Source organism: Halopseudomonas maritima (assembly GCF_021545785.1).
Taxonomy (GTDB): Bacteria; Pseudomonadota; Gammaproteobacteria; order Pseudomonadales; family Pseudomonadaceae; genus Halopseudomonas; species Halopseudomonas maritima.
Genome location: NZ_CP079801.1, coordinates 3,472,193 through 3,494,832 on the forward strand (window position 1 = coordinate 3,472,193; position 22,640 = coordinate 3,494,832).

The window sequence follows — 22,640 nt, forward strand, 5'->3', positions numbered from 1 at the left end:
GCGGCCGGCTGACAAAGGCAGGCAGTTTAGCGCGCTCGCCACGATTGTGCCCGCATCCTTGGGTTTTTCTGCGAATCATTGCCTATGACGACCAGTGAAAGCATAATATGCGCCCTTTAGTTACCAAGACTTGGAAGGTATAGCCGTGACTCAAGCGCAATTTGAGCAGTGTCTGGAAAACTGGACGGACCGTGAAGCAACCGCCGAGGCAATGATTCCTCTGATCGGCCGTCTGTACCGTGAACATAACGTGGTGACCTCCATTTATGGTCGTGGCCTGGTCAATCGTTCGGTCATCAGTCTGCTGAAATCCCACCGCTTCGCCCGTCAGATCGATGATACCGAGCTGTCTGTGCACGACACCTTCCCGGTCCTCAAGGCGCTGCTGGAGATGGATCTTGGTCCGGCTTCCATCGACTTGGCTCGTCTGGTCAACAAATTCCGCTCCAGCGGCAGCGACGATCTGAATGCGTTTCTGCGTGATGAGCTGGCCAGTGTTATCGGCAAGACCGGTGAGCGTCGTCAGGGGCGTGACGTTGTACTGTACGGCTTTGGTCGTATCGGCCGCCTGCTGGCTCGTATCCTGATCGAGAAGTCCGGCGCCGGCGACGGTCTGCGTCTGCGTGCCATCGTTGTACGCAAGGGCGCTGCCAATGATCTGGCCAAGCGTGCCAGCCTGCTGCGTCGTGACTCGGTGCACGGCTCCTTCCAGGGCACCATCACCATTGATGAAGAAAACAACACCCTGACCGCCAACGGCAATCTGATCAAGGTGATCTACGCCAGCGATCCGACCAGCATCGATTACACCGCCTACGGTATTGAAGACGCCATCGTTGTCGACAACACCGGCGTGTGGCGCGACGAAGCTGGCCTGTCTCAGCACCTGCAGTGCAAGGGCGCGGCTCAGGTTGTGCTGACTGCACCGGGCAAAGGTGATCTGAAAAACGTGGTGCACGGCATCAACCACGCGGTCATCACGCCGGAAGACAAGATCATTTCTGCTGCCTCCTGTACCACCAACGCCATCGTGCCGGTACTCAAGGCTATCAATGACAAGTTCGGTATCGTTAACGGTCACGTTGAAACTGTGCACTCGTACACCAACGACCAGAACCTGATCGACAACTTCCACAAGGGCGATCGTCGCGGTCGTAGCGCTGCGCTGAACATGGTTATCACCGAGACCGGTGCTGCCAAGGCTGTTGCCAAGGCGCTGCCGGAGCTGGCGGGCAAGCTGAGCGGTAACGCGATTCGCGTTCCGACGCCGAACGTTTCCATGGCGATCCTGAACCTGAACCTGGAAAAGTCGACCGATCGCGACGAGGTCAACGACTACCTGCGCTACATGGCGCTGCACTCGGACCTGCACAAGCAGATCGATTTCACCAACTCGCAGGAAGTGGTTTCCACTGACTTCGTAGGTTCCCGTCACGCGGGTGTGGTGGATGCCGAGGCGACAATCTGCAACGACAACCGCGTCATCCTCTACGTGTGGTATGACAACGAGTTTGGTTACAGCTGCCAGGTTGTTCGTATCCTGGAAGATATGGCTCACGTTAATCCGCCGGCGTTCCCGGCTTGATTTTCGCGGGTTAGAGCAAAAAAGGCGCTTCGGCGCCTTTTTTGTTGTCTGTTATGCCTGTGCTACTGGAGCAGGGCGCTGCGTAGCGAGTCGGACAGGCCATCTTCGCCCAGCCAGATGCCCAGGTACAGGGTCGCAAGCCCGGGTGTGTCGCTCTGATAGCTGAGCGTGCCATTGTGGCGGAGTGTCAGCGTGCCCTCTGCGCTGCGCTCAAGGCTGTAGCTGTCGCCATCCTTGATGTCGCTAAAGCGGCTGTGCAGGGTGTCCAGTTCGGCCTGCCAAAGGCTCAAATCGTTCTCGCCATGCTGGCGTCGTAGGGTGGTTTGCGCCGCTTTGATCAGGTCTTTTCTGGCAATGTTGCGGTGATAGCGCAGGGTCAGTCGCGCTGCCTGATCGCTCGCCAGTAATTGTTCGAGGGGCGCCTGGGCTGGGGCGTACAGCTCTGCCGTGTAGATATCCATCAGCAGATACCGAAACAGGTGTTGGTTGCGCAGTGTCAGCGCGTTATCCGCACTGTGGATAATGGGGCTGACGAGTAGGGCGCCAAGAAGGAAGGTGCGGATGATCGGGTGCATGACTTTGGTCTGGTTGCTGGTGATTCGTATTTAGCTTAGAGGGCTATCCGGCCTCTTTGTTGCTTGCTGGTAGATACAGTGTTTCCGGGTGTTTCCGCTTGGTGCCCAATACCCGGCTTGTTTATAGATTTCGTCAATGTAAGTTATTAAAAAAAGGAAAAAACCAAGTGGCTGAGTAGCATTGAAAAGTCATGCTATTTATACTTGCAGGGATTTTTTATTGGGGTTTGAGGCTGCTTTGCCCTGATCGTTTGCACCTGCTGTCAAGTGGTACTCGGCGCATGCATTTGCTCGCGTAAGCGGCCCGCCCTGAAAGATTCCACCAAGTGATTAGGCTATTCGTATGATAAAAATCAAACGGGGCTTGGATCTGCCGATCACCGGTTCTCCAGAGCAGCGTATCGAGGACGCCCGTCCGGTACGCAGCGTCGCTGTTGTTGGCTTCGATTACCACGGTATGAAGCCGACCATGGAGGTGCGTGAAGGAGACCGGGTCAAGCTGGGGCAGATTCTGTTCAGCGACAAGAAAACACCCGGAGTTGTGTTTACCGCGCCTGCGGCAGGCACCATCAGTGCCATCAATCGTGGTGATAAGCGCGTGCTGCAGTCGGTTGTCATCGATATCGATGGTGATGATGCGGTCAGCTTTGACGCCCACAGTGCTGCCACCCTTGAGCAGTTGACTGATCAGCAGGTACGTGACCAGCTGATTGCCTCCGGTCTGTGGACCGCGCTGCGCACCCGCCCGTTCAGCAAGACGCCCGCCGTCGACGCCAAACCCAGTTCGATTTTTGTCACTGCCATGGACTCCAATCCGCTGGCGGCTGACCCGGCTGTGATCATCAAGCAGCACGCCGCTGAATTTGAAAGCGGTTTGAAGGTGCTGGCGCGTATGGCCAAGGTCTGGCTGTGCAAGGCCGACGGTGTCAGCCTGCCGGGCGAAAGCGTCAGTGGTGTCAGCACTGAGAGCTTTGCCGGCCCGCACCCGGCTGGTCTGGCCGGTACGCATATCCATCACCTAGATCCGGTTGGTGAGAGCAAGAGCGTCTGGCAGATCAACTATCAAGACGTGATTGCCTTCGGCGTGCTGTTTACCGAAGGCCGCATCTGGACCGATCGCTATGTTGCCCTGGCTGGTCCGCAGGTCGAAAAGCCCCGCCTGCTGAAAACCCGTCTGGGTGCCCAGCTGGACGAGCTGACTGCTGGCGAGCTGAAAAGCGGCGACAATCGCCTGATTTCCGGTTCGGTGTTCGGCGGCCGTGTGGCCCGTGGCCCGGTTGCCTATCTGGGACGTTTCCATTCCCAGGTGTCGGTCCTGAAAGAAGGTAACGAGCGTCAGATGCTGCATTACCTGCGTGCCGGCGTTAAGAAGCACTCGGTACTGAATATCTTCGTTTCCAAGCTGAACCCCTCCCGCCTGTTCGACTTCGATACCAGCACCAACGGCAGTCCGCGTGCCATGGTACCGGTGGGCAACTATGAGATGGTCATGCCGCTGGATATCCTGCCGACCCAACTGCTGCGTTACCTGGTGGTGGGCGATACCGACATGGCGCAGAAGCTGGGCGCCCTGGAGCTGGACGAAGAAGACCTGGCGCTGTGCAGCTACGTCTGCGCTGGCAAGTACGAGTACGGCCCGATTCTGCGGGACAACCTGACTCGCATCGAGAAGGAGGGCTGACAGATGGGCCTGCGTTCATTCCTCGACAAGATCGAGCACAACTTCGAAAAGGGCGGCAAGCACGAAAAGTGGTATGCCCTCTACGAAGCCGTAGATACATTCTTCTATCGTCCGGGTAGCGTCACCAAGACCACTGCCCACGTGCGTGATGGTCTCGACCTCAAACGCATGATGATTACCGTCTGGCTGTGCACCTTCCCGGTGATTTTCTACGGGATGTACAACATCGGTTTTCAGGCCAACAGCATTTACGCGGGTAACCCCGATCTGCTGGCATCCCAGGACAACTGGCGTCTGGCGCTGATCGCGATGTTTGCCGGTTTTGATCCGGCAAGCCTGTGGGATAACCTGATCCACGGGGCGGCGTACTTCCTCCCGGTTTACGCTGTGACCTTCCTGGTCGGTGGCTTCTGGGAAGTGCTGTTCGCCTCCATCCGTAAGCACGAGGTCAACGAGGGTTTCTTTGTTACCTCCATCCTGTTTGCCCTGATTGTGCCGCCGAGCATTCCGCTGTGGCAGGTTGCTCTGGGTATCAGCTTTGGTGTGGTGATCGGTAAGGAAGTCTTCGGCGGTACCGGCAAGAACTTCCTCAACCCGGCGCTGACCGGCCGTGCCTTCCTGTTCTTCGCCTATCCGGCGCAGATGTCGGGTGACGCGGTGTGGACAGCGGTTGACGGCTTTGCCGGTGCGACTGCGCTGAGTATGGCTGCCTCCGGTGGTGTTGAGCAGGTCATCGCCAGCGGTATCACCTGGTGGGATGCTTTCTACGGCAACCTGCAGGGCTCCATGGGTGAGGTGTCTACACTGGCTATCTTCATCGGTGGTGCGGTATTGCTGATGACCAAGATTGCCAACTGGCGCATCGTGGCAGGCGTGATGATCGGCATGATCGCCACAACCCTGCTGTTCAACGGTATCGGCTCCGATACCAACCCCATGTTCGGTGTGCCGTGGTACTGGCACATGGTGATCGGTGGTTTTGCCTTCGGCATGATCTTTATGGCGACTGACCCGGTGTCGGCCTCCATGACCAATACCGGTAAGTGGATCTTCGGTGCCCTGATCGGTCTGATGGTCATCCTGATTCGTGTCGTTAACCCAGCATTCCCTGAGGGCATGATGCTGGCAATTCTGTTTGCCAACCTCTTCTCTCCGCTCATCGACCACTTCGTGGTTCAGGCCAACATCAAACGGAGGCTTGCACGCAATGTCCAGTAAGAAAGAATCCGTTGTCCGCACGCTGACAGTCGCTCTGCTGGTCTGTCTGGTTTGCTCGGTGGTGGTCTCGGCCGCAGCCGTGGCGCTGAAGCCGGTGCAAACCACCAACCGCCTGCAGGACAAGCAGCGTAATATCCTGCAGATTGCCGGTCTGTACGAAGAAGGCCGCAGCATCCAAGAGCAGTTCCAGCAGATCACACCGCGTCTGGTTGATCTGCGCACTGGTGAGTTCAGCGATGCTCAGGACCCCTTGACCTTCGATCAGCAGAAGGCCTCCAAGGATCCGGACATGTCGCAGCAGCTCACCGGTGAGCAGGACATTGCCAGCATCCGCCGCCGTGCCGACTACTCGACTGTCTACGTGGTAGAAAACCCTGATGGCAGCATCAAAACCCTGATTCTGCCGATTCACGGTTATGGCCTGTGGTCGACCCTTTACGGCTTTATGGCGCTGGAAAGCGACCTGGAGACTGTGGTTGGTCTGGGTTTCTATCAGCACGCTGAAACCCCTGGTCTGGGCGGTGAAGTCGACAACCCGAACTGGAAGGCGCAGTGGCAGGGCAAGGTCGTTTACGACGAGTCCGGTGATGTTGATATCAGCGTCGTCAAGGGCAGCGTAGATCCGAATAGCCCCAAAGCTGAACATCAGGTTGACGGCCTGGCCGGTGCCACACTGACCAGCCGCGGCGTAGAGAGCCTGGTGCGTTTCTGGCTGGGTGAGGACGGCTTTGGTCCGTTCCTCGATCATCTTCGTGCAGGGGAGGCATAATCATGGCTAAAGCCACTGCAAAGCAGGTTCTGTTCGAGCCTATTTTCAGCAACAACCCGATTGCCCTGCAGATTCTGGGCATCTGTTCGGCGCTGGCGGTAACCACCAGCCTGAGCGTCACCCTGGTCATGTGTATCGCGCTGACCTCGGTAACCGCGCTGTCGAACTTCTTTATTTCCATCGTCCGTAACCAGATTCCCAGCTCGATCCGCATGATCGTCCAGATGGTAATCATTGCGTCGTTGGTAATTGTCGTAGACCAGGTGCTCAAGGCTTACGCTTACAGCATCAGCAAGCAGCTGTCGGTCTTCGTCGGTTTGATCATTACCAACTGCATCGTGATGGGCCGCGCCGAAGCCTTTGCCATGCAAAACCCGCCGCACATGAGCTTCCTGGACGGTGTGGGTAACGGCCTGGGTTACAGCTTTATTCTGATCTGCGTCGCTGTTGTGCGTGAGCTGCTGGGCGCTGGCAAACTGTTCGGTATCGAGATCCTGCCGCTGGTCAACGCCGGTGGCTGGTATCAGCCTAACGGCCTGCTGCTGCTGCCGCCGTCCGCGTTCTTCATCATTGGTCTGATCATCTGGGGCCTGCGCTCCTGGAAGACCGATCAGGTGGAAGCGGAAGAGTTCAAGATGGCTCCCCAGACGCGCGCCATGAAGGAGGCTATGTAAGCCATGATTGAACATTACATCAGCCTGATGGTACGGGCGATTTTCGTCGAAAACATGGCGTTGGCCTTCTTCCTGGGGATGTGTACCTTTATCGCCATCTCCAAGAAGGTACAGACCGCGCTGGGTCTGGGTATTGCGGTGGTTGTGGTACTGACCATCACCGTGCCGGCCAACAACCTGATCTACACCTACCTGCTCAAGGACGGCGCACTGGCCTGGGCCGGCATGCCGAACGTGGACCTGAGCTTCCTGGGTCTGCTGAGCTATATCGGTGTGATCGCAGCGATCGTGCAGATCCTCGAGATGCTGCTCGACAAGTTCGTACCTGCGCTCTACAACGCCCTGGGTGTCTTCCTGCCGCTGATCACCGTGAACTGCGCCATCATGGGTGCATCGCTGTTCATGGTTGAGCGTGATTATGCTTTCGGTGAGAGCGTCGTCTACGGCGCGGGTGCCGGTATCGGCTGGGCGCTGGCCATCGTTGCGTTGGCGGGTATCCGTGAAAAACTCAAGTACAGCGATGTGCCGGATGGTCTGCGCGGTCTGGGCATCACCTTCATTACTGTTGGTCTGATGTCGCTGGGCTTCATGTCCTTCTCCGGCGTGCAACTGTAAGAGGAGCTGTAACTGATGAACATGGAAATCTATCTGGGCGTCGGGATGTTTACCGCGATTGTATTGTCGCTGGTTACCATCATTCTGATTGCCCGGTCCAAGCTGGTCAGCAGCGGCGACGTGAGCATCGAGATCAACGGTGAGCGCACCGTTACCGTTGCGGCTGGCTCCAAGCTGTTGAACACCCTGTCTGCTAACGGCATCTTCCTGTCCTCCGCCTGTGGCGGCGGCGGTACCTGTGCCCAGTGCAAGTGCATCGTTGAAAGCGGTGGCGGTGAAATGCTGCCGACTGAGGAGTCGCACTTCACCAAGCGTGAGGCGAAGGAAGGCTGGCGCCTGTCCTGCCAGACTCCGGTCAAGCAGGACATGAAGATCGAAGTGCCGGAAGAAGTCTTCGGCGTGAAGAAATGGGAATGCACGGTCGAGTCAAACCCGAACGTGGCCACCTTCATCAAAGAACTGACCCTGAAGCTGCCGGAAGGCGAAAATGTTGACTTCCGCGCGGGCGGTTACGTGCAGCTGGAATGCCCGCCGCACACCGTCAACTACAAGGATTTCGACATTCAGCCGGAATTCCGTGGCGACTGGGACAAGTTCAATCTGTGGAAGTACGTCTCCAAGGTTGATGAAACCACTATCCGCGCCTACTCCATGGCTAACTACCCGGAAGAGAAGGGCCTGGTGAAGTTCAACATCCGTGTTGCTTCGCCGCCTCCGGGTCGTGACGATCTGCCGCCGGGCAAGATGTCCTCTTGGGTTTTCTCGCTCAAGGCTGGCGACAAGGTGACCGTGTACGGTCCGTTTGGTGAGTTCTTCGCCAAGGATACCGACGCCGAAATGGTCTTCATCGGTGGTGGTGCCGGTATGGCGCCGATGCGTTCGCACATCTTCGATCAGCTCAAGCGTCTGAACTCCAAGCGCAAGATGAGCTTCTGGTACGGCGCCCGTTCGCTGCGTGAAGCCTTCTACGTTGAGGAATACGATCAGCTGGCGGCCGAGAACGACAACTTCAAGTGGCATCTGGCGCTGTCTGATCCTCTGCCGGAAGACAACTGGGAAGGCCCCACCGGCTTTATCCATAACGTACTGTTCGAGAACTATCTGAAGGACCATCCGGCGCCTGAAGACTGTGAGTTCTACATGTGCGGACCGCCGATGATGAACGCATCCGTGATCAAGATGCTGCAGGATCTTGGTGTTGAACCCGAGAACATCCTGCTCGACGACTTCGGCGGCTAGTCCATGCGCCTGAGCGTCATCCGGCCCGTTATTGCTGTTGCCCTGGCAGCAGCTCTAACGGGCTGTTTCAATTCTGTAGACCCGGTTGCCGAGATGTACGGCGCCACCATGGGCAGCACCTATTCGATCAAATGGGTGCCAGTCGAGGATGCGCCGGACACCGAAACCCTGCAGGCTGATGTTGATCGCATGCTGGCGCAGTTTGACGCTGAGGTGTCTACCTGGCGCTCTGATTCAGCGCTGGCGCATTTCAATGCGGCACCTGCCGGCACCTGCATGGACATGCCGCCGTCGGTGCTGGCGTTGATGGCGCAGGCGGATCAGCTGGCTGACGAAAGCAGCGGAGCCTTTGACGTTACCGTGGCGCCACTGCTCAAGCTTTGGGGGTTTCACGGCGATCCGCAGCAACAAGCGGTGCCCGAGCAGCCCCTGCTGGATCAGGCCATGGCCAAGGTCGGTCAGAAGCACCTGCGGGTCGACGCTGGGCAACTTTGCAAGGATGTCGCGCTAACAGTGGATTTCAGCAGTATCGGCGCCGGTTATATGGTTGACCGGGTGGCTGAACGACTGGAGAGCTATGGCATCCAAAATTATATGGTGGAAATCACCGGTGAGTTGAAGGCGGTTGGCCGCAAGCCGGGTGACCGGCCCTGGCGGATTGCTATCGAAGAGCCGCGCGACGATAACCGTGTGGCGCAGATTATTCTCTCGCTGAGCGGCGAGTCGGTGTCGACTTCAGGGGATTACCGCAATTATTTTGAGCTCGACGGGCAGCGGTTTTCCCACACCTTCGATGCTCGCACCGGGCAGCCAGTGATGCATCGCCTGGCCGCCGTCACCGTGCTGGACCCATCTGCAATGAGGGCGGACGGCTTGTCCACGGTGTTGATGATTATGGGCGAAGAGGCTGGCTGGGATTATGCGGTCAGTCATCAGATCCCGGCGTTTTTTGTTGTGCGGGCCGGTGAGCTGTTTGAATCTCGAGCCACCCCCCGCTTTACAGCCCTGACAGAGGGCGAGGAGTAAAACATGGTTTGGCTGCTGGCGTTTGCCCTGATGCTGTTGCTGTTTGCTGGCATGGCTGTGGGTGTGATGATGGGGCGCAAGCCCATTGCCGGCTCCTGTGGCGGCATTGGCGCTGTTGGCGTCGATAAGGCGTGTGGCATTTGCGGTGGTGACACCACCAAATGCGAAGAGGCGAGTGCCAATGCGGGTGTTGTACAGCGTCCGCGTAACGATCTGGCTCACGACGCGACCAAGGTCGACTAGGTCAGTGCCACCTCCCGTGGCACTCTGAATTGCCTGTTGAAACAAGGAAATACTGAATGGCCGTATATAACTACGACGTAGTGGTGCTGGGCTCTGGTCCTGCGGGTGAAGGGGCGGCGATGAATGCTGCCAAGCACGGCCGCAAGGTGGCCGTGGTGGAGGAGCGCAAGGAAGTCGGCGGCAACTGCACTCACCTGGGGACCATTCCCTCCAAGGCGTTGCGTTACTCGGTCAAGCAGATCATCCAGTTCAACACCAACCCCATGTTTCGCCAGATTGGCGACCCGCGCTGGTTCTCGTTCCCTGACGTTCTGCGCAGCGCTGAGAAGGTAATGAGCAAACAGGTGGCTTCGCGCACCAGTTACTACGCGCGTAACCGCGTGGATGTGTTCTTTGGCAAGGGCAGTTTCGCTGACGAGCACACCCTGGAGATCGTTGACGGCTCTGGCGCAGTCGACAAGTTGGTTGCCAAGGAAATAATCATCGCGACCGGCTCGCGGCCTTACCGCCCGGCGGACGTGAATTTTGGCCATCCGCGTATCTACGATAGCGACACTATTCTCAAGCTCAATCACACCCCGCGTACGCTGATTATCTACGGTGCAGGGGTGATCGGTTGTGAATATGCGTCGATCTTCTGCGGGCTGGGGGTGAAGGTCGACCTGATCGATACGCGTGAGCGCCTGCTCAACTTCCTTGATGATGAGATCTCGGATGCGCTGAGCTATCACCTGCGCAACAGCAGCGTGCTGATTCGGCACAACGAGGAATACGAAAAGATCGAGGGCGTGGACGGCCGTGGCGTGATCCTGCAGCTCAAGTCGGGTAAGCGCCTGAAGGCCGACGCGCTGCTGTGGTGTAACGGCCGGACCGGCAACACCGATGGCCTGGGGCTGGAGAATGTGGGCCTGCATCCCAATGGCCGTGGTCAGTTGGAGGTGGACGAAAACTACCGCACCAGCGTGCCCAACATCTATGCGGTGGGCGATGTGATTGGCTGGCCGAGTCTGGCCAGTGCCGCGTTCGACCAGGGGCGTTCGGCGGCCGGTAATATCGTCAGCAACGACGCCTGGCGCTTTGTTGATGATGTACCAACCGGTATCTACACCATTCCGGAGATCAGCTCGCTGGGCAAGACAGAGCGCGAGCTTACCGAGGCCTGCGTGCCCTATGAGATCGGGCAGGCATTCTTCAAGAGTATTGCCCGGGCGCAGATCAGCGGTGAGCCGGTGGGGTTGCTGAAAATTCTGTTCCACCGCGAAACCCTGGAGGTGCTGGGCATTCACTGCTTTGGTGACCAGGCGGCGGAGATCGTGCACATTGGTCAGGCCATCATGAACCAGAAAGATGGCGCCAACACCATTAACTACTTCGTCAACACTACCTTCAATTACCCGACCATGGCTGAGGCCTACCGTGTCGCGGCACTGGACGGTCTGAACCGTCTGTTCTGAGCTGCCGGGGCGTGAGGGTCTGTTGACGTTTCGTTCACCCTCCTGTTGCAGCCTGTAAAGCCGCCAATCAAGGAGCGAGAAGCGTAGGGTGTTCAGCGCATCCCTGCGCTTCACTCCTTCGGGGCTGGCGCGCAAAAACGCTCCCGGCGTTTTTGTGGTCATTCCACGTAAGCGACGAGCGACGCCGAGTGGCGGCTTTACAGGCGCAACCTCGGCGGCCCCACCCGCAGGGCCGGAGCCATTTTTCGGCCATGCTGCGTTGTCGGTCGCTTATGTGGAATGACCACACTGCGCTCCCTCCGCCTTTCCTGGCCGAAAAATGGCCTCCGGCAGGCGGGTGAACGAAACGACAATAGACCCTAGCCGCGCCCCTGGCTCACTTCCATCGCTCTTGCCGGGTAGTCCGTGATCAGGCTGTCGACGCCCATGTCGATCAGCTGCTGCATGCGCAAGGCGTCATTTACTGTCCAAACGGATACGTGCAGACCCTGCGCCTGGGCTTGGCGCAACCGCTCCGGGTTACACAGCTTCCAGTTGAGAATCAGGTAACGGCAGCCGTAGCGTTTTGCGCTTTTCAACGGGTTGAGCAGTCCATACTCCTCGACCAGGCCGGTAGGCAGGGTGAAACCGCTGCGTTTGGCGTAGCGCAGCAGGGTGCGGCTGGCTGAGGTGACTACGACCTTGTCGTGCAGGTTGTACCGCTCAACCAGGGCCATGATGGCCTGCAGCACGATACGTGACTGGCGCTCGGAGCCGCTTTTTACTTCCAGCTGGTAGTGCTCAATCTCCGGGCAGGCCTGCAGTAACTGCTCTAACGTCGGAATGGGACAGGGCTCGGCCCAGCCGGGCAGTCCCAGCCGTGCGTCCATACGGGTAAGTTCTGCGGCGCTGTGCTGAGCCACCTTGCCGCGTAGTCCAGTGGTGCGCTTGAGGGTCGGGTCGTGAATGACCATCAACTGCTGGTCTGCCGACAGGTGCAGGTCTAGCTCCACCCGGGTAACCCCTGCCTCCAGCGCTTTTTTGAAACTGGGCAGGGTGTTTTCTGGTGCTTCTGCCCGCGCACCACGGTGTCCGTAAATCTGCGTCATCGGGCTTAGGGGGCCTTGTGTTGGCGAACGGCGTCAATCACCTTGTTGTACTCGAAGTAGACGCTGAAACCGGGGTAGTCCCAGCGGGTAATCGGCGGTTGACCGACAGCGGCATGGCGGCGGCTAGGCTCGCCCCAGCGCGCGCTGACGCTATCGAAACTGGCGCCGCGTTGGGGCAGAGCGGTTTGAGCCGAGCCGGCTTGCTCGCCGACCGGAATGCGCAGGGTGTCGGCCTGAGCCGCACCAGCCAGCAGCAGGCTGGCGCCAAACAGCAAAGCAGGTAGGGTCTTCATGGTGAGTTCCTTTCAGGTTGATTTGGCGGCGCGAATATCCTGCGCCTGCTTCTGCAGGATATGCCGCGCCAACAGTTGACGTTGGGCGTCATTGAGCACATCAAAGTTCACTGCAATTTTGAAGCTGCCTGCCGCCTCGCTCGCTTCGCAGCGGGTGACCCGGGCCGGCAGGGCCAGGCCAAGAGGCGAGGGCAGCAGCACAATGTGCAAGGCAAGCCAGCTATTTGCGGGGTAGGGCTGAGGGCTGGTGAAGTCCATGCCGCCTTCGCTCAGGCCAACCTGCTGCGGCGCACCAAAGTCTGCACTGAGCTCCATGGCCAGCGCGCGACTCAGCAGATCGATGCGTTTATTGATGATCTTCAGATACTGGGCTACCGCGCGGTCGCGCTCGCTGATCTGGCGCAGCAGGTGCTGGGACTCGTAGTCCAGCATGTGCATGTCGGTGAATAGGTTGAAAAGACTGCTTTGGTGGGAGTCGAGATCGACCTCTGGTCCGGCAATGGGCTTGCATTCAAGATGTATCTGATCCTGAATGCGGAAGAACTTGCGGCTGTCTTCATGGTCTGTGTGCATGGCAAATCTCGTTGGGCGCTGATGACAAGCGCTGACCAGCCTTTGCCGTTCAGTGTAACATGTCGCGCACAATTCACCGGCTGGGGCCGGATTCAAGGTAGCCTGCTTTTCATGTTCAGACCCTTACCGTTTTTTATCGGCCTGCGTTATACCCGTGCCAAGCGGCGTAACCATTTCATCTCGTTCATTTCGCTGATTTCCATGCTCGGCCTGACCCTCGGCGTTATGGTCATGATTTTGGTGTTGTCGGTGATGAACGGCTTTGATCGTGAGCTGCGCACGCGCATTCTTGGCATGGTGCCCCACGCGACTATCAACGGCTATCAGCCGATTGATGACTGGCGCGCGTTGGCAGAGCAGTTGGAGGCTAACCCCAAGGTGGTTGGCACTGCGCCCTTCATTCAACTCCAGGGCATGCTGACGCACAACGGCAGTGTGGCGCCGGTGCTGGTCAACGGGATTGAGCCGCAGGCCGAAAAGCGAGTGTCGATTCTGCAGAATCATATGCAGTCCGGTTCGCTCGACAATCTGGCTGAAGGGGAGTTTGGCATCGTAATTGGCGAGCTGATTGCCAAGCGCTTTGATGTGGCACCCGGTGACAAGCTCACCTTTGTGCTGCCGGAGGCATCTGTCACGCCGGCTGGCGTGTTCCCGCGCCTGAAACGCTTCACCGTGGCGGGTGTGTTCAAGGTGGGCGCTGAGCTGGATGGTTCGCTGGCGATGATCCATGTGGCCGATGCGGCGCGCCTGAGTCGCTGGCAGCCGGGACAGGTTCAGGGTGTGCGCCTGCAGTTGCAGAACCTGTTCGAGGCGCCCCAGGTAGCTTGGGAGCTGGTTCGCGAACTGCCCGGCGACTATTACGCCCAGGATTGGACGCGGACCCACGGCAATCTGTTCGCGGCGATCAAGATGGAGAAAACCATGATCGGCCTGCTGTTGATGCTGATCGTTGCGGTGGCGGCCTTCAACATTATCTCGACCCTGGTCATGGTGGTGACGGACAAGAAAGCCGACATCGCGATCTTGCGCACCCTGGGTGCCACTCCCGGTTCGATTATGGGCATCTTTATGGTTCAGGGCTCGCTGATCGGCATCGTCGGCACGGTCAGTGGCTGTATCCTTGGCGTGCTGGCGGCACTCAATGTGTCCGATATGGTCGCCTGGCTTGAGCGGGTGCTGGGTATACAGTTCCTCAGCTCGGACGTGTATTTCATCAGCTACCTGCCGTCTGAACTGATCTGGAGCGATGTGGCGGTTATCTGCACTACCGCCTTGAGCCTCAGTTTCCTTGCAACCCTGTATCCCGCCTGGCGGGCATCGCGTACCGAGCCGGCGGAGGCCCTGCGTTATGACTGATGTCGTTCTCGAATGCCGTGACCTGAGCAAGGAATACTCGGTTGGTCCGCAGACCCTGCGTGTGCTGGACCAGGTGCAGTTGCGCCTGCTGCGCGGTGAGCGCGTGGCCATCGTCGGCAGCTCCGGCTCTGGCAAGACCACCTTGCTGAACATGCTTGGCGGGCTGGACACGCCAACGTCAGGTGAGGTGCGGCTGGCCGGCCAGCAGATGTCCAGGCTCAAGGAGGCCGAGCGGGGCCGCTTGCGCAATCAGCAGCTGGGCTTTGTCTACCAATTCCATCACCTGCTGCCGGAGTTCACTGCGCTGGAGAACGTTTGCATGCCGCTGTTGATCGGAAAAACCCCGATTGCCGAGGGGCGCCAGCGTGCAACCGCCATGCTTGAGCGGGTTGGGTTGGGCGAGAGGATAGGGCACAAGCCTGCTGAGCTATCGGGTGGTGAGCGTCAGCGTGTGGCCATTGCCCGTGCCCTGATCAGTCAGCCGGCCTGTGTGCTGCTGGATGAGCCGACCGGTAACCTGGATCAGCAGACCGCCGAGAGCATTCAGCAATTGATGCTGGAGCTGAGCCAGACCCTGCAGACCGCCTTTCTGGTGGTCACCCACGATCTGGCCCTGGCGGCCCGCATGGATCGTACTTTCACCCTCAAGCAGGGGCAGCTGCGCGAGCAGGCCTGAGGCGCTGATTAATCGGGCGACTGGGGACGGCGTCGCAATTTGCGGCGCTGCCAGTTGCGCGACACCCAGATGCGCCAATACAACAGCGTCAGCACATAGCCCAGCGCCGCAACCACCGTTCCGACGATCAGCGAGCCGAGCAGTAGCGGCTGCCAGATATGCTGCAGCTCGGCCATCAGCCAGGTGACGGATAGCTCCATCGGCATGCCGCGTTCCGGCGCACCCAGCAGCAGGGTGCCAACCTTGTATTGGGCGAAGAAGATGGGCGGCATGGTGACCGGGTTGGTCAGCCAAACCAGGCTAACCGAAATGGGTAGGTTGGAGCGCGCGACGATGGCCACTGCTGCTGCTACCGCCATCTGCATCGGGATGGGCATGAAGGCGACAAACAGGCCGACGGCCATGGCGCGGGACACGCTGTGGCGGTTGAGATGCCACAGATTCGGATCGTGCAGCAGGTTACCCAGAAACTGCAGGGACTTGCTGCTCTTGATCCGATCCGGATGGGGCATCATGCGTTTGAGAAAACGGCGTGGCATCGCAGGATTCGGCTAGGTGGGCGTGCGCCAATTATGCCCGGATTGATACCTCGGCACTACTGCCTGAGAGCGAGGGTCAACAGACCCCAATAGGAAAACAGGATGTTTCCGTGAGCGAGCACCGTTTGCTGCTGATTGCCTTGCTGGCTGGTTTGCTGCTGCCGCTAGGGTTTTCAAGCCTGCCGACGGTGTCTTGGTGGGGCTGGCTGGTCCTCCTGCTGGTGTTATTGCCGGCATCGCGCAGGCCCCTTGGGCGCATGTTGCTGGCCTGCGCGCTAGGCCTTATCTGGTCACTTGCCTGGCATCAGGGGCAGTTGAGCGAGCAATTGCCGCAACAGCTGGATAACCAGGTGCTCGAACTGGAGGGCACGGTGACGGCGCTGCCGGAGCAGACCGAGACGGGGTGGCGCTTTATGCTGCAGGATGTGCACAGCCTTGACGGCCAGCGCCTGCCACTGATGCGCTTGCACTGGTGGGGCGGCGATGCCATTCGCGCCGGCGAGCGCTGGCAACTGAGCGTGCGCCTGCGAGCGCCTCGCGGCATGCGTAACCCAGGCACCTTTGACTATGAAGCCTGGCTCTATGCCCAGCACATCGGCGCGGTAGGCAGTGTGCGTGGTGGTCATCGCCTTGCCGCTGCGCCGGCATTAGGCCAGTGGCGCGATCGCTTGCAGCAACATCTGGGCACCAGCCTGGCGTCGGCGGACAATCGCCGCCTGCTGGCGCTGCTGGTGGGTGATCGCCAGGCGCTGAGTGATGCTGATTGGGACGTGTTGCAGCGGACCGGCACCAGTCATCTGCTGGTCATTTCAGGGTTGCACGTGGGTATGCTGGCACTGGCCTTTTTCCTGCTGGTGCAGCAGTTGGTGCGCTGGTTACCCTGGCATTGGCCCTGGCCTCAGCTTTGGTTGTCGGCGCCTCTGGCGCTATGCGCGGCCGCCAGTTACGCGCTGTTGGCGGGGATGGCGGTGCCGGTACAGCGCGCCTTGTTGATGTGCGCAGCTGCCTTGCTGCTCAAGCTCTGGCGGCGTGCTATCGGCCCCGTGACCTTGTGGTTGTTGGCAATGTGTATGGTGGTGCTGGCGAACCCGGCAGCGCCGCTGCGCGCTGGTTTCTGGTTGTCCTTTATTGCGGTCGGTCTGTTGATTCTTGGGATGGGCGGGCGCCTGCACAATCGGGGGCTTTGGTGGCGCTGGGGGCGGGCGCAATGGGTTGCCTTTATTGGACTTTGGCCCTGGTTGGTGCTCTGGGGCATGCCGGCCAGCGGTGCTTCCATGCTGATCAACCTCGTAGCGATTCCCTGGATCAGTCTGCTAGTGGTGCCGTTGGCGCTGCTGGGCAGTCTGCTGCAGCTGGTGACCGGGTTGGATCAGCTGCTCCTGTTGGCGGCCTCGTCGCTCAACCTGTTTATGGGCTTTCTTAGCTGGGCGGCCGGCTGGAGTCCGCTGATTTACCTGCCCTTTCCCGGTTGGTGGGGCTGGTGTCTGGCCCTGGTCGGCAGCCTGATGCTATTGCTGCCGGGCGCTGCGACTGTGCGCCCGCTGGCGCTGTTCTGCCTGTTGCCGTTGTTGCTTGCCGAGCAACCGCGTCCGGCACAAGGGCAATTGCGCGTGGTGGTGCTGGACGTCGGGCAGGGGCTGTCAGTGCTGCTGCAAACGGCAGAGCATGATCTGCTGTATGACGCTGGCGCGCGGCTGGCCAGCGGCTTTGATCTGGGCGAGGCTGTGGTTGTGCCCAGTTTATCGGCGTTGGGCGTCGAGAAGCTGGACGTGCTGCTGATCAGCCATGGCGATAATGATCACGCCGGCGGCGCGTTCAGCGTGTCGCGCATGTTCCCTGCCGGGCGATTGATAGCCGGCGAGCCTGAGCGGCTGTTGGGCTTGTCGGCAGAGCCGTGTCAGCACGGCGAGCGTTGGCAGTGGGATGGCGTCGAGTTTCAGCTGTTACGTGCCCGCCTGCCTGCAGCGCCGGCCAACGGCCAATCCTGCGTGCTGCAGGTAACGGCGAGCGGTCAGGCCGTGCTTCTACCAGGGGATATCCGCCAGATCGAGGAATACGCCTTGCTTTCAGCGCTGTCTCCGGCCGAGGTGTTGCTGGCACCGCATCACGGTAGCCGAAGCTCGTCGAGTTACGCTTTCATTCGGCGCCTAAACCCTGACTGGGTGGTGTTCAGTGCGGGGTATCACAGCCCCTATGGTCATCCACATCCGCAGGTTGTGCAGCGCTACCGCGAATTGGGCAGCAATGCGATTTATACTGGCCAGTCGGGGGCGGTCGGTTTTATGCTGGGCCGGCCGGGGCAGGTACGCCCCGAATGGCGCTGGCGGGAGGCCGCACGCCGTTTCTGGCATCAATGATAATGACGGGCAGTGCGGCGGTTTTCCGCGCAGCAGCCTGTGCTAGAGTAGGCAACCATTTTTGGGGGAGGGATCGCTTGTGTGGGAATTGATCAGTTCTGGCGGTTGGTTGATGGCGCCCATCATCCTGTCGTCAGTCATTGCTGTGGCTATCGTCTTTGAGCGTTTGTGGGTGTTGCGCGCCGCGCGGGTCGCACCAGCAGGTTTGCTCGGTCAGGTCTGGCAATGGGTCAGGGAAGGCCAACTGGACGCAGCGAAGCTGAAGACGCTGCGGGCTGATTCACCGCTCGGTGAAATCCTTGCTGCTGGCCTGGCCAACTCGCGCCACGGCCGCGACATCATGAAAGAGTGCATCCAGGAAGCCGCCGGCAAGGTGGTGCATGAGCTGGAGCGCTATCTAAATACCCTGGGCACCATCGCCGCCATTACGCCGCTACTGGGCCTGCTGGGCACTGTGATCGGCATGATCGATGTGTTCAGTGCCATCATGGTGCAGGGCACCGGTAACACCGGCGTACTGGCTGGTGGTATCTCCAAGGCGCTGATTACCACCGCTGCGGGCTTGACGGTCGCTATTCCGGCGGTCTTTTTCCATCGCTTTTTTGTGCGCCGGGTGGATGAGCTGGTGGTGACCATGGAGCAGGAAGCGACCAAGCTGGTAGAGGTGGTGCTGGGTAATCGTGAAGTGGACTTTAACGGCAATGGCAGCGGTCGCAAGGTTGCCGCTGTGGCCAGCGCTAGGGGAGCCTGAGCGTGAACTTTCGCCGGCAGAAGATTGAAGAGGTCAGCGTAAACCTGACGCCGCTGATCGATGTGGTGTTTTTGTTGCTGATCTTCTTCATGGTGTCGACCACCTTTACCCGTGAAACCCAACTCAAGCTGGACCTGCCGCAAGCCGCCTCGGGTGAACGGGTTGAAAACCGCAGTGTGCAGCAGCTGGAGCTGACTATCGCTGCCAGCGGCGAGATGGCACTGAATGAGCGCACCTTGCTGCGTTCTGACCTGCAAACCCTCACTGCAGCACTGCAAAAAGAGTCAGGCGGCGACACGCTGTTGCCGTTGGTCATTACCGCCGATGCGCAAACACCTCATCAATACGTGATCACCGCTATGGATGCTGCCGGGCAGCTCGGTTTCAGCCGCCTGCGCCTGACCACCAGTGAAACCGAGGCGGACGCTACGCAGTGAGCGGTCAGTCCCTGGAGCAGCGTTTGCTGCGCGCCTGGTACGGCAAGGCGCGTTGGCTCACGCTGTTGCGTCCGTTATCCTGGTTGTATCGGCGGGTGGTGGTGCGTCGCCGACAGCAGTATCTGGCAGGCGAACGCACGCAGTGGCAACCACCTGTCCCCTTGATTGTGGTTGGCAACATCACACTGGGTGGTACTGGCAAGACGCCCATGGTGATCTGGCTGGTCGAATTCCTGCAGCGCCAGGGGTGGCGCGTTGGCGTGATCAGTCGTGGCTATGGTGCCAGCCCCCCATCCTTGCCTTGGCTGGTAACGCCAGGCGATAGCGCCGCAGTGGCTGGTGATGAGCCACTGCTGATAGTGCAGCGTTGCCAAGTCCCTCTGGTTATTGACCCGGATCGTCCTGCCGCGGCCCGGCGCTTGCTGGCCGAAGGGGTAGATCTGATCATCAGTGATGATGGCTTGCAGCACTATGCCCTTGGCCGCAGCGTCGAGCTGGTGCTGCTGGATCAGCAGCGCGACCTGGGTAACCGGCGCTGCCTGCCCGAAGGCCCGCTGCGTGAGCCCGCCGAGCGGCTCCAGTCGGTTGATCTGATTGTTCGCAATGGCGCCAGCGCCGATGGTGCCAAGGGCTATGCCATGCAGCTGGTGCCCGGCGTCCTGGTCAACCTGGCCAGCGGTGAGCGCCTGCCAGCTACGCGCTGGTCCGGTCCGCGGCAGGTGTCCGCGATGGCCGGCATCGGCAATCCCGAACGCTTCTTTTCTACCCTCGAGGCACTGGCCTTTGAGTGTGAAACCTACGTCTTTGCCGATCACGCCCGCTATGATGAGCAGATGCTGGCGGCATTACCTGTTAATCGCCCTGTGTTGATGACCGAAAAAGATGCGGTCAAATGTGCCGGGCTGGCGCGCGACAACTGGTGGTATTTGAGTGTCGACGCGCAGCTTAGTGAAGACTTCGCAGCAGCCTTGTTGACGCTGCTGCCTGCGGCGCCTCAAAAAGGTGCGTGAACCAATCCAGGAGTAACTGATGGACCCCAAATTGATGGATGTGCTGGCCTGCCCCCTGTGCAAGGGGCCGCTGGTGCTGAGTAACGACAAGCAGGAACTTTGGTGCCGCGCCGACGGATTGGCCTTCCCCGTGCGCGACGGCATTCCAGTGATGCTGGAGTCCGAGGCGCGACCGCTGAACGCTGACGAAAAGCTGGGTGGCTAACGATGTTCCACGTCATTATCCCTGCTCGTTACGCGTCCACACGTTTGCCTGGCAAGCCGTTGCAGCTGATTGCCGGCAAGCCAATGGTGCAACATGTGTGGGAGCAAGCTTGCAAAAGTGGCGCGGCGACGGTCACCGTGGCCACCGACGATCAGCGCATTGTCGAGGCGTGTAAGGGCTTTGGCGCCGAGGTGGTGCTGACCCGTGCCGATCACCCCTCGGGCACTGATCGTCTGCAGGAAGTGGTGAGCCAGCTCGGCCTGGATGACGGTGCCTGCGTGGTTAACGTACAGGGCGATGAGCCGCTGATACCGCCGGCGGTTATCGACCAGGTGGCGGCCAATCTGCTGGCAGCGACCGACGCAGGCATCGCAACCCTGGCTGAGCCAATTGGCGATAGTGAGACCCTGTTCAACCCGAATGCGGTCAAGGTGGTGACTGATCATCAGGGCTACGCCTTGTACTTCAGTCGTGCACCGATGCCCTGGTGTCGGGATCAGTTTGCCAATGGCCCGGCGCCGTTGCCTGGGGATATTCCGTTCCGTCGACACGTCGGCATTTATGCCTACAAGGTGAGTTTTCTGCATGCCTATGTTGGCTGGCCGGCCAGTGCGCTGGAAACGGCCGAGTCGCTGGAGCAGCTGCGCGCGCTGTGGTTTGGCACCCGGATTCATGTCGCCGATGCCTGTCAGACACTGCCGGCTGGCGTAGATACCGCAGAGGATCTGGCGCGGGTGCGGGCATTGCTGGAGTCAGCATGAAGCGCGTGCTCTTCGTCTGCCTGGGCAACATTTGCCGCTCGCCCAGTGCTCAAGGTGTGTTTGAGGCGCGTCTGGCCGAGCGCGGCTTGCAGCAGGGTTATCAGGTTGATTCGGCCGGTACGGGTGGTTACCACGCCGGCGAGCCGCCAGATCGCAGGGCGCAGGCTGCTGCCCGACGGCGCGGCTACGACATCGGCGGACAGCGGGCTCGCGCGGTGCGTGACGGTGACTTTCACGAGTTTGACCTGATACTTGCGATGGATCGCAGCAACCTGGCTAACCTGCTGCAGCGCGCGCCCGCCAATTGTCGAGCGCAGGTTCGTCTGTTCATGACAGGTGTCGAAGGTTGGCCGCAGGAAGTGCCTGACCCGTATTTCGGTGGTGAGCAGGGCTTTGAGCAGGTGCTGGATATGCTTGAAGCCGCCTCTGATGCATTGCTCGCGGAGCATGGCCACTGATGCTGTTGCGCGACGGAGTGGACCTCCAACCCTTCAATACCATGGCGCTCGCCGCTCCGGCTGCGCACTTTGTGCAGGTGCGTTCCGATGCGGAGCTGCAAGCGGCGCTGGCGCTCGCCGAAGGCGAGAGCTGGCCGGTGACCCTGTTTGGCGGCGGTAGCAATGTGATCCTGGCTGGCCCGGTGCCTGGGCTGGTTATCCGCATGGCCAGCCGCGGGCGCCGGGTGCTATCGCGCGGTACTGAACAGGTGCTGATTGAGGCAGAAGCAGGGGAAAACTGGCACCAATTGGTGTGCTGGAGTCTGGATTTGGGGTTGAGTGGCCTGGAAAACCTGGCGCTGATCCCCGGAACCGTGGGCGCGGCGCCCGTGCAGAATATCGGTGCCTACGGCGTCGAGCTGTGCGACTGTTTTGACAGCCTGCAGGCGCTGGACCGGCAGACTGGCGAGTTGTGCTGGTTCAATCGTGAAGACTGTAAGTTTGCCTACCGCGACAGTCGCTTCAAGCGAGAGGCGGGGCGTTACGTGATCTTGCGGGTTCGTCTTAGCCTGGCGCGGCAGCCGCGTCTGGCGGTGGGTTATGCGCCGCTGGCTGAGGCCTGGAAGGCGACGGGGCTGCAAGTGCCTGATGCGCGCGTCGTCGCTGCCTTGGTAACTGGGATTCGGCAAAGCAAGTTACCTGACCCTGCCGTGCTGCCTAATGCCGGTAGCTTTTTCAAGAACCCGGTGGTGGCAGTCGAGCAGGCGCAAGGGTTGGCGCAGCGTTTTCCTGCCATGCCGCAATTTGCGCAAGCCGATGGCTCGGTGAAGTTGGCTGCAGCCTGGCTGATTGATCAGGCTGGCTGGAAGGGTTTTCGCGACAGTGCAGCTGGCGTGCATAGCGAGCAGGCGCTGGTGCTGGTTAACCACGGCGGTGCAAGCGGTGCGCAGATTCTGCAGCTCGCGGCGCGTATTCGTGCCGATGTGCTGGCGCGCTACGGTGTCGAGCTGGAGCAGGAACCTCCGGTCATAGGTTCTCTTTAGACGAGCAAGAAAACGCCCGACGAACTCGTCGGGCG

Annotated in this window: 25 protein-coding genes; 20 read left to right on the forward strand and 5 right to left on the reverse strand. The window is 59.8% G+C overall.

The genetic code is table 11. The features are described from left to right. The first annotated feature begins 139 nt into the window (after window positions 1–139). On the forward strand, window positions 140–1,585 hold the full coding sequence (locus HV822_RS16065) for a glyceraldehyde-3-phosphate dehydrogenase (protein ID WP_396265170.1): 1,446 nt from the start codon (window positions 140–142) through the stop codon (window positions 1,583–1,585). A gap of 62 nt (window positions 1,586–1,647) precedes the next feature. Here the strand turns inward: HV822_RS16065 and HV822_RS16070 are convergent, their stop codons facing one another. Next, a complete protein-coding gene (locus tag HV822_RS16070) occupies window positions 1,648–2,160 on the reverse strand; it encodes a chalcone isomerase family protein (RefSeq protein WP_238871234.1) in 513 nt (170 codons plus the stop codon). Between the two features lie 343 nt (window positions 2,161–2,503). Between HV822_RS16070 and HV822_RS16075 the strand changes: the two genes are divergently transcribed. The 9 genes from HV822_RS16075 to sthA are packed head-to-tail and all read left to right on the forward strand — an operon-like array spanning window position 2,504 to window position 11,079. Continuing rightward, window positions 2,504–3,841: a Na(+)-translocating NADH-quinone reductase subunit A gene (locus tag HV822_RS16075; RefSeq protein ID WP_238871235.1), complete on the forward strand. Its 1,338-nt coding sequence runs from the start codon at window positions 2,504–2,506 to the stop codon at window positions 3,839–3,841. Between the two features lie 3 nt (window positions 3,842–3,844). Further along, window positions 3,845–5,059 carry an NADH:ubiquinone reductase (Na(+)-transporting) subunit B gene (locus HV822_RS16080; RefSeq protein WP_238871236.1) on the forward strand — a complete coding sequence of 405 codons (1,215 nt, stop codon included), beginning with the start codon at window positions 3,845–3,847 and terminating at the stop codon, window positions 5,057–5,059. Then, window positions 5,049–5,828 (forward strand): Na(+)-translocating NADH-quinone reductase subunit C, encoded by a 780-nt coding sequence (locus HV822_RS16085; protein WP_238871238.1) that lies wholly within the window; start codon window positions 5,049–5,051, stop codon window positions 5,826–5,828. The genes HV822_RS16080 and HV822_RS16085 overlap by 11 nt, the downstream gene beginning before the upstream one ends. Before the next feature lie 2 nt (window positions 5,829–5,830). Next, window positions 5,831–6,502 (forward strand): NADH:ubiquinone reductase (Na(+)-transporting) subunit D, encoded by a 672-nt coding sequence (locus HV822_RS16090; protein WP_396264924.1) that lies wholly within the window; start codon window positions 5,831–5,833, stop codon window positions 6,500–6,502. A 6-nt stretch (window positions 6,503–6,508) separates the two neighbouring features. Next, the gene (gene nqrE, locus HV822_RS16095; protein ID WP_238873632.1) at window positions 6,509–7,117 is read left to right on the forward strand and encodes an NADH:ubiquinone reductase (Na(+)-transporting) subunit E; all 609 of its coding nucleotides are present in this window, start codon (window positions 6,509–6,511) and stop codon (window positions 7,115–7,117) included. Between the two features lie 15 nt (window positions 7,118–7,132). Then, window positions 7,133–8,356 carry an NADH:ubiquinone reductase (Na(+)-transporting) subunit F gene (gene nqrF / locus HV822_RS16100; protein ID WP_396264925.1) on the forward strand — a complete coding sequence of 408 codons (1,224 nt, stop codon included), beginning with the start codon at window positions 7,133–7,135 and terminating at the stop codon, window positions 8,354–8,356. A gap of 3 nt (window positions 8,357–8,359) precedes the next feature. Continuing rightward, a complete protein-coding gene (locus HV822_RS16105; RefSeq protein ID WP_238871240.1) occupies window positions 8,360–9,382 on the forward strand; it encodes an FAD:protein FMN transferase in 1,023 nt (340 codons plus the stop codon). 3 nt (window positions 9,383–9,385) lie between these two features. Next, window positions 9,386–9,625, forward strand: a complete 240-nt coding sequence (nqrM, locus tag HV822_RS16110; protein ID WP_238871242.1) for a (Na+)-NQR maturation NqrM — start codon at window positions 9,386–9,388, stop codon at window positions 9,623–9,625. 56 nt (window positions 9,626–9,681) lie between these two features. Then, window positions 9,682–11,079: a Si-specific NAD(P)(+) transhydrogenase gene (gene sthA, locus HV822_RS16115; RefSeq protein WP_238871244.1), complete on the forward strand. Its 1,398-nt coding sequence runs from the start codon at window positions 9,682–9,684 to the stop codon at window positions 11,077–11,079. Between the two features lie 359 nt (window positions 11,080–11,438). On the opposite strand, the gene HV822_RS16120 is transcribed toward sthA, so the two are convergent. From HV822_RS16120 to HV822_RS16130, 3 genes are read right to left on the reverse strand one after another with little or no spacing between them, the layout of a single operon-like run. Continuing rightward, window positions 11,439–12,167 carry a glycerophosphodiester phosphodiesterase gene (locus HV822_RS16120; protein WP_238871246.1) on the reverse strand — a complete coding sequence of 243 codons (729 nt, stop codon included), beginning with the start codon at window positions 12,165–12,167 and terminating at the stop codon, window positions 11,439–11,441. A gap of 5 nt (window positions 12,168–12,172) precedes the next feature. Continuing rightward, the gene (locus HV822_RS16125; protein WP_238871247.1) at window positions 12,173–12,460 is read right to left on the reverse strand and encodes a phosphodiesterase; all 288 of its coding nucleotides are present in this window, start codon (window positions 12,458–12,460) and stop codon (window positions 12,173–12,175) included. Between the two features lie 12 nt (window positions 12,461–12,472). Continuing rightward, entirely contained in the window at window positions 12,473–13,033 is a 561-nt protein-coding gene (locus HV822_RS16130; RefSeq protein WP_238871249.1) for a PilZ domain-containing protein, read from the reverse strand. Window positions 13,034–13,144: 111 nt separating this feature from the next. Between HV822_RS16130 and HV822_RS16135 the strand changes: the two genes are divergently transcribed. Further along, window positions 13,145–14,389, forward strand: a complete 1,245-nt coding sequence (locus HV822_RS16135) for a lipoprotein-releasing ABC transporter permease subunit (RefSeq protein ID WP_238871251.1) — start codon at window positions 13,145–13,147, stop codon at window positions 14,387–14,389. Continuing rightward, window positions 14,382–15,065 (forward strand): lipoprotein-releasing ABC transporter ATP-binding protein LolD, encoded by a 684-nt coding sequence (lolD, locus tag HV822_RS16140; RefSeq protein WP_238871252.1) that lies wholly within the window; start codon window positions 14,382–14,384, stop codon window positions 15,063–15,065. The genes HV822_RS16135 and lolD overlap by 8 nt, the downstream gene beginning before the upstream one ends. Window positions 15,066–15,073: 8 nt before the next feature. Here lolD and HV822_RS16145 read toward each other — a convergent pair whose 3' ends face one another. Beyond that, window positions 15,074–15,604, reverse strand: a complete 531-nt coding sequence (locus HV822_RS16145) for a DUF2062 domain-containing protein (protein WP_238871253.1) — start codon at window positions 15,602–15,604, stop codon at window positions 15,074–15,076. Between the two features lie 110 nt (window positions 15,605–15,714). On the opposite strand from HV822_RS16145, the gene HV822_RS16150 reads away from it, so the two are divergent. The 8 genes from HV822_RS16150 to murB all read left to right on the forward strand — a co-directional run bounded on the left by HV822_RS16150 (window position 15,715) and on the right by murB (window position 22,605). After that, the gene (locus HV822_RS16150; protein ID WP_238871254.1) at window positions 15,715–17,961 is read left to right on the forward strand and encodes a DNA internalization-related competence protein ComEC/Rec2; all 2,247 of its coding nucleotides are present in this window, start codon (window positions 15,715–15,717) and stop codon (window positions 17,959–17,961) included. 79 nt (window positions 17,962–18,040) lie between these two features. Beyond that, complete coding sequence (locus HV822_RS16155; protein ID WP_238871256.1) at window positions 18,041–18,712, forward strand: MotA/TolQ/ExbB proton channel family protein; 672 nt, start codon at window positions 18,041–18,043, stop codon at window positions 18,710–18,712. A 2-nt stretch (window positions 18,713–18,714) separates the two neighbouring features. After that, entirely contained in the window at window positions 18,715–19,149 is a 435-nt protein-coding gene (locus HV822_RS16160) for an ExbD/TolR family protein (protein WP_238871258.1), read from the forward strand. Continuing rightward, entirely contained in the window at window positions 19,146–20,159 is a 1,014-nt protein-coding gene (gene lpxK, locus HV822_RS16165; protein ID WP_238871260.1) for a tetraacyldisaccharide 4'-kinase, read from the forward strand. Before HV822_RS16160 ends, lpxK begins: the two co-directional genes overlap by 4 nt. Window positions 20,160–20,178: 19 nt before the next feature. Further along, window positions 20,179–20,364: a Trm112 family protein gene (locus tag HV822_RS16170; protein ID WP_238871262.1), complete on the forward strand. Its 186-nt coding sequence runs from the start codon at window positions 20,179–20,181 to the stop codon at window positions 20,362–20,364. Window positions 20,365–20,366: 2 nt separating this feature from the next. Further along, on the forward strand, window positions 20,367–21,125 hold the full coding sequence (gene kdsB / locus HV822_RS16175; protein WP_238871263.1) for a 3-deoxy-manno-octulosonate cytidylyltransferase: 759 nt from the start codon (window positions 20,367–20,369) through the stop codon (window positions 21,123–21,125). Then, window positions 21,122–21,583, forward strand: a complete 462-nt coding sequence (locus HV822_RS16180; protein WP_238871265.1) for a low molecular weight protein-tyrosine-phosphatase — start codon at window positions 21,122–21,124, stop codon at window positions 21,581–21,583. The genes kdsB and HV822_RS16180 overlap by 4 nt, the downstream gene beginning before the upstream one ends. After that, window positions 21,583–22,605, forward strand: coding sequence for a UDP-N-acetylmuramate dehydrogenase (murB, locus tag HV822_RS16185; RefSeq protein WP_238871267.1), 1,023 nt, complete (start codon window positions 21,583–21,585; stop codon window positions 22,603–22,605). Before HV822_RS16180 ends, murB begins: the two co-directional genes overlap by 1 nt. The last annotated feature ends 35 nt before the right edge of the window (window positions 22,606–22,640 follow it).

Coding starts and splice junctions, on each gene's coding strand:
- HV822_RS16070 (WP_238871234.1), bottom strand. CDS start 2,160: ATGCACCCGATCATCCGCACCTTCCTTCTTGGCGCCCTACTCGTCAGC.
- HV822_RS16075 (WP_238871235.1), top strand. CDS start 2,504: ATGATAAAAATCAAACGGGGCTTGGATCTGCCGATCACCGGTTCTCCA.
- HV822_RS16080 (WP_238871236.1), top strand. CDS start 3,845: ATGGGCCTGCGTTCATTCCTCGACAAGATCGAGCACAACTTCGAAAAG.
- HV822_RS16085 (WP_238871238.1), top strand. CDS start 5,049: ATGTCCAGTAAGAAAGAATCCGTTGTCCGCACGCTGACAGTCGCTCTG.
- HV822_RS16090 (WP_396264924.1), top strand. CDS start 5,831: ATGGCTAAAGCCACTGCAAAGCAGGTTCTGTTCGAGCCTATTTTCAGC.
- nqrF (WP_396264925.1), top strand. CDS start 7,133: ATGAACATGGAAATCTATCTGGGCGTCGGGATGTTTACCGCGATTGTA.
- HV822_RS16105 (WP_238871240.1), top strand. CDS start 8,360: ATGCGCCTGAGCGTCATCCGGCCCGTTATTGCTGTTGCCCTGGCAGCA.
- nqrM (WP_238871242.1), top strand. CDS start 9,386: ATGGTTTGGCTGCTGGCGTTTGCCCTGATGCTGTTGCTGTTTGCTGGC.
- sthA (WP_238871244.1), top strand. CDS start 9,682: ATGGCCGTATATAACTACGACGTAGTGGTGCTGGGCTCTGGTCCTGCG.
- HV822_RS16120 (WP_238871246.1), bottom strand. CDS start 12,167: ATGACGCAGATTTACGGACACCGTGGTGCGCGGGCAGAAGCACCAGAA.
- HV822_RS16125 (WP_238871247.1), bottom strand. CDS start 12,460: ATGAAGACCCTACCTGCTTTGCTGTTTGGCGCCAGCCTGCTGCTGGCT.
- HV822_RS16130 (WP_238871249.1), bottom strand. CDS start 13,033: ATGCACACAGACCATGAAGACAGCCGCAAGTTCTTCCGCATTCAGGAT.
- HV822_RS16135 (WP_238871251.1), top strand. CDS start 13,145: ATGTTCAGACCCTTACCGTTTTTTATCGGCCTGCGTTATACCCGTGCC.
- lolD (WP_238871252.1), top strand. CDS start 14,382: ATGACTGATGTCGTTCTCGAATGCCGTGACCTGAGCAAGGAATACTCG.
- HV822_RS16145 (WP_238871253.1), bottom strand. CDS start 15,604: ATGCCACGCCGTTTTCTCAAACGCATGATGCCCCATCCGGATCGGATC.
- HV822_RS16170 (WP_238871262.1), top strand. CDS start 20,179: ATGGACCCCAAATTGATGGATGTGCTGGCCTGCCCCCTGTGCAAGGGG.
- kdsB (WP_238871263.1), top strand. CDS start 20,367: ATGTTCCACGTCATTATCCCTGCTCGTTACGCGTCCACACGTTTGCCT.
- HV822_RS16180 (WP_238871265.1), top strand. CDS start 21,122: ATGAAGCGCGTGCTCTTCGTCTGCCTGGGCAACATTTGCCGCTCGCCC.
- murB (WP_238871267.1), top strand. CDS start 21,583: ATGCTGTTGCGCGACGGAGTGGACCTCCAACCCTTCAATACCATGGCG.